This window comes from Streptomyces roseirectus, from assembly GCF_014489635.1.
GTDB classification, from domain to species: domain Bacteria; phylum Actinomycetota; class Actinomycetes; order Streptomycetales; family Streptomycetaceae; genus Streptomyces; species Streptomyces roseirectus.
The window spans coordinates 9,813,718-9,824,278 of sequence record NZ_CP060828.1 but is presented as its reverse complement, the minus strand read 5'-3'; the positions used below and the strand labels follow the sequence as shown (position 1 = coordinate 9,824,278).

Genomic DNA, 10,561 nt, shown 5'->3' with positions numbered 1-10,561 from the left:
GGGCTTCGCCCCGTCAGCGGTTGGGCTTCGCCGCGCTGATGTCGCCCAGCGCGGAGTCGGGGTCGCGCTCGATCGCGAGGTCGGCGAGGGAAACCACCCCCACCACGTTGCGCTCGCCGTCGACGACGGGCACCCGGCGCACCGCGTGCTCGCGCATCGCCGCGACGGCCTGGCGCAGTTCGTCGTCGGGGCCGACGGTGACGAGGTCGCCGCTGCACGCGTCGCCCACGGTGGTGCGCTCCGGGTCGCCGCCCTCGGCCAGCACCCGCACCACCAGGTCACGGTCGCTGACCAGCCCCCGCAGCCGCTCCTGTTCGGCGACCAGGACGGCGCCGATGTTCTCGTCCCGCATGACGCGGGCCACCGAGGCCACCGAGGCGACCGGTTCGACGGTCACCGGGCGGGCGGTCATCACGTCACGGACGTGCTGGGTCATGGAAGTCGTCCTCTCTCGTTCTCTCGATCTCTCGGTCGGTGTGCTCGGTCAGCCGGCCTTGCGCCCGCGCAGCGGCTCGGTCTCGTCCCCCGCGCCCTCCCGCAGGCCGGCCAGCGACTCGCGCACCACCTCCACGGCGTCCCGCTCGGGCCGCCAGCCCAGCTCCGCGCGGGCGCGGGAGCAGTCCATCAGCGGCAGCCGCAGGACGGCGTCGAACAGGTGCGGGGAGGCCGGCAGCAGGTGCAGGCCCCAGGCCGCGGAGATCGCGGAGCGGGCCGCCGTGCGCGGCAGGCGCACCGGGCGGGCGTGGAACAGCTCGGCCAGAAGCGCGGTGTCGACGGTCGGTTCGGCGGTGAGGTTGAAGGCGCCGTGCGCGGTGTCGGCGTGCAAAGCCAACTGGTAGGCGCGGGCCGCGTCCTCGGTGTGCAGGACCTGCACGCGCAGGCCCGGGACGTCCGGCAGGAGCGGCAGGGCGCCGGGGCGCAGCAGCGGGCCCGGCAGGTACCGGCCGCCGAAGATGCGCCGCTGCTGGCTCGCCGACTCCCGCTTGAACAGGAACGCCGGGCGCATCCTGACCACCCTGATGCCGGGCTGGTCGCGGGTGAAGGTGTCCAGCGTCCGTTCCAGGTACGCCTTCTCGCGGCAGTAGGCGGCGTCCGGCCAGCCGTGGGTCGGCCAGGACTCGTCCACCGTGTCCTCCTTCGGGCCCGGCGAGTAGGCGCCGACCGAGGAGGCGTGCACCAGCACCGGCACCTGGGCGGCGGCGACCGCCTCGAACACCCGGATCGAACCCAGTACGTTGGTCCGCCAGGTCCGCGCCGGGTCGTGCGTCGGCTGGAACGCCCACGCGAGGTGGACGACGGCGGTGGCGCCCTTCAGCAGGGCGGCGAGGTCGGTCCGCTCGGAGGCCAGGTCGGCGGTGTGCCACTCGGCCTTCTCGTGCGTCCACCCCGGCCGCCGCCGGGCGAGCCCGCGCACCCACTCGACCCGCGGGTCCTCGCACAGCCCGCGCACCACGCTCGTCCCCACGTTCCCGGTAGCGCCGGTCACCACGACCCTGCTGGTCTCTGAGCTCACCTTCGTCTCCTCTCGGGGACCGGGACTGGGCACCCCGGGTACCCGCCGGCGCGCACCCCACTCCCCCGCCGGCCGATCCCGCGCGGGCGCCGTTACGGGGACCGCGCGCCGGGTACCCGGCGGCTCGCCCCTACCCCCGTCAGCCGAGGAGACCCGGTCATGGGCTTCAACCCGCTGGAACACCAGGGCATCCCCCTGGACCGCCAGTTACGCAACTGGCGCGAGCTGGACGTCGAACCGGTCGACCCCGACCGCGGCGACCCGTACACCCGCTGCCGGATCATCACGATGAACGGCATCGAGGCCGAGGCGATCCTCTTCAACCGCCAGTTCGCCCGCCACTGTCCCGACCCGGACGTCAGGCAGGAGCTGGCCCGGGTCCGCTACGTGGAGGCTCAGCAGCAGAAGGCCGTCAACTGGCTGCTGCCCGGCCTCGCGTCGGTCCTGGAGACCACCATCGCCTACGAGCAGGTGGCCGTGGACCTCACCGGCTGGGTCGCCCGGCACGAGCCCGACCCGTATCTGCGCCAGGCGTACGAGTTCGGGGTCCTGGAGGACTTCGACCACCTGTACCGGTACGCCAACCTGTACGAGATGATCGAGCACCGCAAGGCCGAGTCGGTCGTCGGCCAGCTCACCGAGGTCATGCCGGGCCGTCCCACCAAGTTCCACCACCGCGACCCGGTCGACAACGTCCGCGAGCCCTACGACCGGACGGCAGCGGACCCGCTGTCGAGGCTGCACGCCCTGACGATCATGTCGGCCGAGCAGCAGACCATGAACTTCTACATGAACGTCGGCCCCCAGTACATGGAGCCGATCGCCCGCCAGCTCTACCAGGAGATCGCGCTGATCGAGGAGGAGCACGTCACGCACTACGAGTCGCTGGTCGACCCGGGCGAGACGTGGTGGGAGCAGCTCGTCACCCACGAGTACAACGAGTGCTACCTGTACCACTCGTTCCTGGAGCAGGAGCCCGACGCGAAGGTGCGGGCCGTGTGGGAGCTGCATCTGAACATGGAGCTCGAACACCTGCGGATCGCCTGTGACCTGCTGCGCCGCCACGACGGCCGCGAGCCGGGCGAACTGCTGGCGCCGGAGCTGCCGAACGTCCTCACCTTCGAGGAGAACAAACGGTTCGTGCGGGGCCTGCTGGACACGCAGATCGACCTCACCACCCTGGGCACCGGGTACGTCCGCGACGCGCACGAGCGGTTCCAACGGTTCCAGGAGCTGATCCACGGCGGTGAGGAGCCGCCCAGCGAACGGGTCATGGCCCGTCACCGGGAACAGTTCGGCGGCGAGTACCGGCTGGAGAGCGAGGGCCCGCACCCCGACGTCGCCTCGCGGGAGAGGAACTGACATGGCCGGCACCGATGTCGTGGCCCTGCTGATGTGTCAGCACGGCGACATCCGCAACCTGTTCGACGAGGTCGAGCGGTCCGAGGGGGAGGAGCGGCGGTCGGCGTTCCACCGGCTGGTGCGGCTGCTCGCCGTGCACGAGACGGCCGAGGAGGAGGTCGTGCACCCCTTCACGCGCCGCTCGGTCCCGGACGGCGAACATGTCGTCGCGGACCGGCTGGCGGAGGAGCGGCAGGCGAAGGAGGTGCTGGCGCGGCTCGACGGGATGGACACCGACGACCCCAAGTTCCTCGCCGAGTTGCACGTCCTGCGACTGGACGTGGCGGCCCACGCGCGCGCCGAGGAACGGTACGAGTTCCCGCACGTCCGGCGGCACGCCGGACCGGACCGCCTGGCGTCGATGGCCACCGCGGTCCGCGCGGCGGAGGCCACGGCCCCCACCCGCCCGCACCCCGGCACGGAGTCGGCCCCCGCGAACCTCGCCCTCGGCCCGGTCACGGCCCTCGTCGACCGCGTCCGGGACGCGATCCGCAAAGCGACGGGCTGACCGGAGAGGGGACGGCGTCCCCGTCGGTGATCGTCCCGTCCGCGGGGCGCCACGGTGCCGGGTACGAAGGCGTCCGGGGTGTCCCGGTGGCCGTGGAGGGGCGCGGGATCCCACAGCCCGCGCCCACCGGTCCGGTCACGCGGCGTCGACGCCGTCCGCGATCCGCCCGTCCACGACGCGCCGCCTCCTCATCCCCTCCGGACGACGCGCAGGGTCCCCACCGTCGGGTCGGCCGCGTCCGGGAGCAGCGCGCCGTGGGCGGCGGCGGAGCGCAGGTGATCGAGGACGGCGCCGGTGACGACCTCGCCGGGGGCGACGACGGGGACGCCGGGCGGGTAGGGGCTGATCATCTCGGCGGCGATCCGGCCGGCCGCGCGTTCGGCGGGGACGTGTTCGGCGTCGGCGAAGAACGCGTCGCGGGGCAGCATGGCCTGTTCGAGTTCCAGGTCGGCGGGGTCGGGCAGGTGGACCGGCGGCCGGGGTTCGATCGCACCTGCGTGTTCGGTGAGCGCGTGCAGGGCGTCGAGCAGGAGTTTCTCGGTCTCGTCGTCGTCCGCGCAGGTCAGCGAGGCGGAGATGCGGCAGGTGTCGGAGCTGCCGACGTCGATGTGGCGTTCGGCACGCAGCCATTCGGCGGCCTGCATGCCGCTGACGCCGAGGTCGCGGACGTCGATCGTGATCTTCAGGGGGTCGTAGGAGGCGGCCAGGCCCTCGTCGACGACCTCCTGGCCCAGCGGGCGCGGTCCCGGCAGCGCGTCGAGCGCCGCGCGGACGCGCCGCGCGCGTTCCAGGGCCGTCTCCAGGAGGCCGTGCCCCTGCTCGACCATCTGGCGGCGCCAGCCGTCGAGGGTCGCGTACACGAGGGAGGAGGCGCTGGTGGTGCCGAGCAGGTCCTCGCGCTGCTTCAGGACCTCCGGGGCGATCCGGTCGTACTGGAGGTGGAAGACGGAGCTCTGCTCGATCGCGCTGCCCGTCTTGTGGACGCTGGTCACCACGAGGTCGGCCTCGGCGTCCATGCCCCACGGCGGCAGCGCCGGGTGGAACGGCAGGGTGGCTCCCCACGCCTCGTCGACGATCAGCGGGACGTCCCGCTCGTGGCACACGCGGGCCACCGCGCGGATGTCCGCGCAGGTCCCCCAGTCGGTCGGGGTGATGAGCAGCATGCCCTTGGCGTCCGGGTGTTCGCGCAGCCGGCGGCGCACGTCGTCGGCCTCGGGCGGGTGGGCGAGGTGGCGGGCGGTGTCGAACTTCGGGTGCACCCACACCGGCTGGACGCCGTTCACGACGACGGCCGCGATCACCGACTTGTGCGCGTTGCGCGACAGCAGCAGCTTCTCGCCGGGGCCCGCGGCCGCGAGCATCGCCGTGCGCACCGACAGGGAGCTGCCGCAGGTGGAGAAGAACGCCCGGTCCGCGCCGACGGCGTCCGCCATCAGCTCCTGCGCCTGCGCGAGGACCCCCTGCGACTGGCGCCGGTCGTCGAGTCCGTTGAGCATCAGGACGTCCGAGCGGAAAACGCCGGCCCCGACGACGTCCAGGACCCGGGGATCGGCGCCCCGGCCCTGTTTGTGTCCGGGCGGCCCGTAGACGACGTCACCCCGGCGGCGGAATTCCCGCAGCGCGTCCAGGACGGGGGCTCGTGAGTGGTCCATGGTTCCTCCTGAGGTCAGGGGCGTTCGCGTACCCCTGACATGCGGGGCCACACGGCGTTTCCGGGGGCGCGGACGGGAAACCCGGCGCTCGGGCCACCTGCCCACCCTGTGTCAAGATTCGGACCGAAACGTCCGTCTGACACTCCAGGAGGTGATGAGGACATGGCCGAGGACGACCACGACGCCGAGGAGGCGCTGGACGCCGAGCGTGCCCGTGTCGCGCACGAACTCATCGCCGGGGTGCGGGGGCTGCCCGCCGCCGAGGTGCCCGAGGCGCTGTGCCGGGCCTGTGTGTCGCTGCTGCCGGCGGCGTCGGGCCTGTCGGTGTCGGTGCTCGGGGACAGCGCGGACCTCGGGGTCGTGCTGTGCGCGAGCGACGCGGTCGCGGCACGGCTCGCGGAGATCCAGTACACGCTCGGAGAGGGGCCCGGGATGGAGGCGATCCGGCTGCGGGCCCCGGTGTTCGCGACGGACCTGACGAGTCCCCCGGCCACCCGGCGCTGGCCGCTGTTCTCCGTGCAGGCCGCCAAGGCGGGCGCGGAGGCCGCGTTCTCCCTGCCGCTGGCGGGCGGCGCGGGCGCGCTCGGCACCCTCGACCTGTACCGCGAGACGTCCGGTTCCCTCAGCGACGCCCACGTCCGCACCGCGATGCTGGTCGCCGACGCCGTCGCGCTCGCCGTCGTCGCCCTGGACCAGGCGTCCGCCGACCCGGAGGGGGTCGTGACCTGGCTCGCGGGAGCGGAGGCGGACCGGGAGGAGGTGCACCAGGCGACCGGGATGATGATGGTCCGGCTGGGGGTGAGCGCCGAGGAGGCGCTGCTGCGGCTGCGGGCCCGCGCGTTCGCCGACGGGCGTACCTCCACGGAGGTCGCCCGGGGCATCATCGACGGCACCCTGGACCTCCGCGATGACTGACCACGACCGCCGGGAGGCACCATGAACCGCGAGCGACAGCTGGCGGAGGCGTTCGTGACGCTCTCGGACACCTACGCCACCGAGTTCGATCCGCTGCACCTCTTCCACCACCTCGTCCACACCTGCCGTGACCTGCTGGGCATCGACGCGGCGTCGGTGATGATCGCCGACGCGCGCGGTGTGCTCAGGACGATGGCGGCGACCGACGACGCCGCCGCCTTCACCGAGCTGCTGTACCTCCAGACCGGCTGCGGCCCCTGCGTCGACTGCTACCGCACCGGCGAACCGGTCGCCCTCCCCGACGACGGGGCCGCGTCGGCGCGCTGGCCGCAGCACGCCGAGGCCATGGCCGACGCCGGGTACCGCGCCCTGCTGTCGCTGCCGATGCGGCTGCACGACCACTCCCTCGGCGTCCTCACGCTCCTGCGCGAGGACGCCGAGCGGGTCGGCGACGACGACGCGCACCTCGCGCAGTCCCTCGCCGACCTCTCGGCGCTGGCCCTCATGCACTGGACGGCCGAACCGGCGCCCGCCGGCGACATCGTCACCCGCGTCCAGAGCGTCATCGCCTCGAAGGCGACGCTGGAGATCGCGAAGGGGATGGTCGCCGAGTACGCGCGCACGAGCATCCCGGCGGCGGCCCGGCTGCTCGGCGCCTATGCCGCCCGCCACCGGGTACGGCTCACCGACACGGCCCAGGCGCTGGTCAACCGGACCCTGGACGTGTCGGTCGTGTCGGTGGTGGGGCGGGAAGCCGAGAGGGAAGTGCGGGAAGCCGAGAGGAGCGAGCCGGACGGCTGAGCCCGTTCAGGGTGTCTGGTCGAGCAGTTCGCGCACCCCGTGCGCCGTCAGCGTCACCTCGTCCACCGTGCCCGCGTCGATGACCAGCATCGGGCCCTCGGCGGGCCACTCGTGCGCGAGGGCGCCGAGGAGGATCTGGCGGTGGCGGGTGACCTGCGGGAACGCCTGGCGCAGGCGGTCCTGCGAGGTGAACACCGGGACGAGTTCGGTGCCGTCGGGCTGTTCGTACACGGGGACGCTGACCGTCACGGGCGGCTGCTCCTCGGGCACGTCGCCGACGGGGATCAGGATCTCGCCGGCCGCGAGGGTCCGCAGCTCGGCCTGGTCGGCGTCGCCGGTGATCAGCGCGCGCAGGGCGAGGCGGACGGCGGAGTCGGCACCGTTGGGGAACTGGTCGGTCATGGCTGGCACTCCGTATCTGTGGGGGATCTGCGGGGGCCGGTGAGTGTCGGCGGGCGGTTCAGGCGGGCCCCGTGCTGCCCGCGAACAGCAGCTCGGCGAGGTCGTCGTCCATCGCCTGGCGGATCCGCTCCAGCACGGCGCCCTCGGTGGCCTCGCCGACGACCTCGACGACGCCCCGGGCCTCGTACGCCGCCTTGGCGACGTCGGCCCCGGCGCGCTGGGCGAGGCGGTCGAGGAAGTCCCGGCGGCTCATGCGCAGGCCGCCGGCCGGCTGGTCGGGGGCGGTGGCGACCCGGCGCAGGTGTTCGCCGATCTCGCGCGGCAGTTGCGCCGCGAGCTTGGCGGCCAGCGGGGCGGGGACGCGTTCGGCGAGGGTTTCCAGCGTGGCGCGGGTGGCGGCCTCGGCGGCGCCCCGGCTGTCGAGGCGGGCGCGGGCCTGTACCTGGCCCATGAAGGTGTCGTGGTCCATGGCGTTCCTCGGGTGTTCGGGCGGTTCGCGCGTCGTCCCCGGGTGCCCGGTCCGCCGCCGCCCATGCCCGCACGCCCGGTCCGATCCGGTGGCGGCGGATCCGGTTTGGGCGGCGTGCCGCGGGAAACCCCGGACGGGTACGCATGCACCTCTGGAGCAAGGACCATGATCATTCCCCGACCGCCGGGACAGCCCGATCCGACCCGCCCGGACCCGCTGCCGCCGGAGCCCGTTCCGCTCCCCCGCCCGCACCCGCCGGTCCCGGAGCCGGAACCCGAACCGACGCCCGAACCCGCGCCCGCGCAGCATCACTTGGGGAGGACGTATGCGCCTGTCGTTCCTGCAACCGCTCCTGGACCGCCCCGGCCCCTGGGCCACCGTGTACGCCGACACCGCGCAGCACGACGAGTCGGGCGCGAAACGGCGTGAGCTGAACCTGCGGGAGACGTGCCGGACGCTGGAGCGCGAGGGCGCCGACCCGGCGACCGTCGAGGCGGTGCGCGCGCAGCTCGCGGGCGTCGTCCCCGGCGAGGAGCCCGCCGGGCGCGCGGTCTTCGCCAGCGGCGGCGAGGTCGCCCTGACCCGCTCGCTGGTCCGCCCGCCGCGAAGCCCGTTCGCCTGCTGGGCCCCGCTCCCCCGGCTCACACCCCTGCTGGACCTCGCCGACGAGGACCCGCGCTGCCTGGTCGCGTACGTCGACAAGGCGGGCGCCGACTTCGAACTGCGGGGCGCGGCACGGCCGTCGGACGCCGGCCGGGTCGAGGGGCGGCAGTACCCGATGCACCGCACGGGCACCGCCCAGTGGAACGAGCGGCACTTCCAGTTCAAGGTCGAGAACACCTGGGAGCACAACGCCGCCGAGATCGCCGCCGCGCTGGCCTCGGCGTACGAGGAGTGCGGCGCCGACGTCGTGCTGCTGGCGGGCGATCCCCGCGAGCGGGTCGCCGTGCGGGAGCGGCTGCCGGGCCCGGTGCGGGCGGTGACCGCGCAGACGCGGCACGGAGGGCGCGCGGCGGGCTCCGAGTCGGCCGCGCTGGAGGAGGACGTCCGCACGGTGCGCCGGCAGTTCGAGCGGGCCCGCGCCGAGGAAGCCCTCGACCGGTTCCGGGCGACGCCGACCGAGGGTGTCCCGGCGCTGGTGGAGGCGGCCCGCGAGCACCGGATCGACACGCTGCTGGTCCGCCCCGACGGGCCCGCCCTGGCCCGCGAGACCTGGGTGGGCGCCCACCCCGACCAGCTCGCGGTGCGCCGCACCGACGCGCGGGCGCTCGGCGAGAGCGACCCCGCCTGTGCGCGCGCCGACGACGCGCTGCTGCGCTCGGCCGCCGCGACGGACGCCGACGTCCTGGTCGTGGCGCACGAGAGCCTGCCCACCGGCGGGCTGGGCGCCCTGCTGCGCTGGACGTACGAGGAGGAGCGGTGAAACGAGGCAGCAACCCGCTGAGCCGTCGCAAGGACGACGAGATGAAACACGAGCTGAAGGGCTATCTGAGGTCCGGTCAGCACACGCATTCCGAGGAGGCCGTGGACCCCGAGCCGGAGGCCGACGACGACATCCGGACGACGGGCTCCGGCCCGGTGCCACCGCCAGGACCGGAGCGGGAGCGGGCCGGGCGGGAGGCCGCCGAACGCGAGCTGCACCAGGAGCTGGCCCGCCACTTGGACCGCACGGTCTTCCCGGCCGACCGCACCTCCCTGCTGCGCGCCCTGCGCCGCCGCAACGCCCCGGCTCCCCTGCTGGAGGCGGCGCGGGATCTCCCTGAGGGCGGCGTCTACCACAGCGCCCACGACATCGTCGCGGCACTGCGCTAGCTGTTCTGTCCGGGAAGGGCCGGAGTGCGCCTCATGTGTGTGGCCCATGCCGACGGCATCTGCGCAAGGGCCTCACACAGGCTGCACACGGCCTGTCCAAAGGATCGCTAGCGTTCTGGCCGTTCGACCGCGCGGGCGAACGGATCCAGGCCACGGCATGACCAGCCGATGGCACAGTCGAGTCAGGAAGGCCACGATGGACTACTGCTCCACGTGCCGTCGTCATCTCAACGGTGCCCTCGTGTGCCCCGGCTGCGGCGCCTACGCCCCGGACATCGCCCCGCTCCCCGGCGGAGCGCCCGCACCGATCGCGGCGGCCACCGCGGCACCGGTGGTCCATGACGAGCCCGCCCCGCACCTCGACGACGCCTCCGCCGACGACGTTTCCGATGGCGCGTACGAGGCCGCCGCCACGGGCCGGGCCGCGCGCCGCCGTCAGCGGGAGCGGTGGAAGAAGACCCAGCGCCGGGCCCTGGTCGCCACCGCCGTCGCGCTGGTCGGCGGCGGGCTGACGGTCGCCTCGATGAACCGTCAGACCCCGGACCGCACGCAGGCCGCGTCCGCGCCGGACCGGGAGACGATGGGGATAGCCGAGGAGGAGGTCACCGAGCCGACGCCGGGGTCTGGTCCGGGTTCGGCCGCGTCCGACACGCACCGGTCCGTGCCCGGCGCCCCGCAGGACCGTTCCTCGGGCGCCTCCCGCTCCGCGCCCAGGGCAGGCACCCCGCACACCCCGGACGTCTCCGGCGCCTCTCGCGGGCAGTCCGCCGCGCAGCCGCAGGCCGCACCGGCTCAGGCCCAGAACCGGCCCGCCCCGGCGGCCGGGCCCGTCGCCCAGCGGCCCGCGCCCGCCCCCGCCTCCCCGGCGTCGCCCGCACCGGCCCCCGCGCCCGGTTCGCAGGACGCTCCCAAGCCCTCCCCCGGCGGCACCGGTGGCACGGCGACCCAGCCGACCCCCTCGCCCGCCCCGTCGACGCCCGGCACCGGCACCGGCACCGGCGGCAGCGCGGGTTCGGGCTCCGCCTCCGACGCCACCGACCCCGCCGGTCTCTGCCTCCTGGGCCTGGTCTGCATCAAGTGACCCCGTC

Annotated in this window: 12 protein-coding genes; 7 read left to right on the top strand and 5 right to left on the bottom strand. The window is 74.3% G+C overall.

The features are described 5' to 3' along the window. Positions 1-13: 13 nt before the first annotated feature. Entirely contained in the window at positions 14-436 is a 423-nt protein-coding gene (locus tag IAG44_RS42350; RefSeq protein WP_187752318.1) for a CBS domain-containing protein, read from the bottom strand. Between the two features lie 48 nt (positions 437-484). Then, entirely contained in the window at positions 485-1,513 is a 1,029-nt protein-coding gene (locus IAG44_RS42345) for an SDR family oxidoreductase (RefSeq protein WP_187752317.1), read from the bottom strand. A gap of 159 nt (positions 1,514-1,672) precedes the next feature. Between IAG44_RS42345 and IAG44_RS42340 the strand changes: the two genes are divergently transcribed. Continuing rightward, on the top strand, positions 1,673-2,875 hold the full coding sequence (locus IAG44_RS42340; RefSeq protein WP_187752316.1) for a ferritin family protein: 1,203 nt from the start codon (positions 1,673-1,675) through the stop codon (positions 2,873-2,875). A 1-nt stretch (position 2,876) separates the two neighbouring features. After that, entirely contained in the window at positions 2,877-3,422 is a 546-nt protein-coding gene (locus IAG44_RS42335; RefSeq protein ID WP_187752315.1) for a hemerythrin domain-containing protein, read from the top strand. Between the two features lie 188 nt (positions 3,423-3,610). Here IAG44_RS42335 and IAG44_RS42330 read toward each other — a convergent pair whose 3' ends face one another. After that, a complete protein-coding gene (locus IAG44_RS42330) occupies positions 3,611-5,074 on the bottom strand; it encodes an aminotransferase class I/II-fold pyridoxal phosphate-dependent enzyme (RefSeq protein WP_187752314.1) in 1,464 nt (487 codons plus the stop codon). A gap of 162 nt (positions 5,075-5,236) precedes the next feature. Between IAG44_RS42330 and IAG44_RS42325 the strand changes: the two genes are divergently transcribed. Together IAG44_RS42325 and IAG44_RS42320 are read left to right on the top strand one after the other, a co-directional pair. Next, positions 5,237-5,989, top strand: a complete 753-nt coding sequence (locus IAG44_RS42325) for a GAF and ANTAR domain-containing protein (protein ID WP_187752313.1) — start codon at positions 5,237-5,239, stop codon at positions 5,987-5,989. Positions 5,990-6,010: 21 nt separating this feature from the next. Further along, positions 6,011-6,790, top strand: a complete 780-nt coding sequence (locus tag IAG44_RS42320; protein ID WP_187752312.1) for a GAF domain-containing protein — start codon at positions 6,011-6,013, stop codon at positions 6,788-6,790. Positions 6,791-6,796: 6 nt separating this feature from the next. Here the strand turns inward: IAG44_RS42320 and IAG44_RS42315 are convergent, their stop codons facing one another. After that, on the bottom strand, positions 6,797-7,192 hold the full coding sequence (locus IAG44_RS42315) for an SseB family protein (RefSeq protein ID WP_187752311.1): 396 nt from the start codon (positions 7,190-7,192) through the stop codon (positions 6,797-6,799). 58 nt (positions 7,193-7,250) lie between these two features. Next, positions 7,251-7,661, bottom strand: coding sequence for a DUF2267 domain-containing protein (locus IAG44_RS42310; protein ID WP_187752310.1), 411 nt, complete (start codon positions 7,659-7,661; stop codon positions 7,251-7,253). 325 nt (positions 7,662-7,986) lie between these two features. Between IAG44_RS42310 and IAG44_RS42305 the strand changes: the two genes are divergently transcribed. The 3 genes from IAG44_RS42305 to IAG44_RS42295 all read left to right on the top strand — a co-directional run bounded on the left by IAG44_RS42305 (position 7,987) and on the right by IAG44_RS42295 (position 10,554). Next, positions 7,987-9,084: a baeRF2 domain-containing protein gene (locus IAG44_RS42305; RefSeq protein WP_187752309.1), complete on the top strand. Its 1,098-nt coding sequence runs from the start codon at positions 7,987-7,989 to the stop codon at positions 9,082-9,084. After that, complete coding sequence (locus IAG44_RS42300) at positions 9,081-9,473, top strand: DUF2795 domain-containing protein (protein WP_246563180.1); 393 nt, start codon at positions 9,081-9,083, stop codon at positions 9,471-9,473. Before IAG44_RS42305 ends, IAG44_RS42300 begins: the two co-directional genes overlap by 4 nt. A gap of 196 nt (positions 9,474-9,669) precedes the next feature. After that, positions 9,670-10,554, top strand: coding sequence for an SCO2400 family protein (locus IAG44_RS42295; protein ID WP_187752308.1), 885 nt, complete (start codon positions 9,670-9,672; stop codon positions 10,552-10,554). The last annotated feature ends 7 nt before the right edge of the window (positions 10,555-10,561 follow it).

Coding starts and splice junctions, on each gene's coding strand:
- IAG44_RS42350 (WP_187752318.1), bottom strand. CDS start 436: ATGACCCAGCACGTCCGTGACGTGATGACCGCCCGCCCGGTGACCGTC.
- IAG44_RS42310 (WP_187752310.1), bottom strand. CDS start 7,661: ATGGACCACGACACCTTCATGGGCCAGGTACAGGCCCGCGCCCGCCTC.
- IAG44_RS42335 (WP_187752315.1), top strand. CDS start 2,877: ATGGCCGGCACCGATGTCGTGGCCCTGCTGATGTGTCAGCACGGCGAC.
- IAG44_RS42330 (WP_187752314.1), bottom strand. CDS start 5,074: ATGGACCACTCACGAGCCCCCGTCCTGGACGCGCTGCGGGAATTCCGC.
- IAG44_RS42325 (WP_187752313.1), top strand. CDS start 5,237: ATGGCCGAGGACGACCACGACGCCGAGGAGGCGCTGGACGCCGAGCGT.
- IAG44_RS42305 (WP_187752309.1), top strand. CDS start 7,987: ATGCGCCTGTCGTTCCTGCAACCGCTCCTGGACCGCCCCGGCCCCTGG.
- IAG44_RS42320 (WP_187752312.1), top strand. CDS start 6,011: ATGAACCGCGAGCGACAGCTGGCGGAGGCGTTCGTGACGCTCTCGGAC.
- IAG44_RS42295 (WP_187752308.1), top strand. CDS start 9,670: ATGGACTACTGCTCCACGTGCCGTCGTCATCTCAACGGTGCCCTCGTG.
- IAG44_RS42315 (WP_187752311.1), bottom strand. CDS start 7,192: ATGACCGACCAGTTCCCCAACGGTGCCGACTCCGCCGTCCGCCTCGCC.
- IAG44_RS42340 (WP_187752316.1), top strand. CDS start 1,673: ATGGGCTTCAACCCGCTGGAACACCAGGGCATCCCCCTGGACCGCCAG.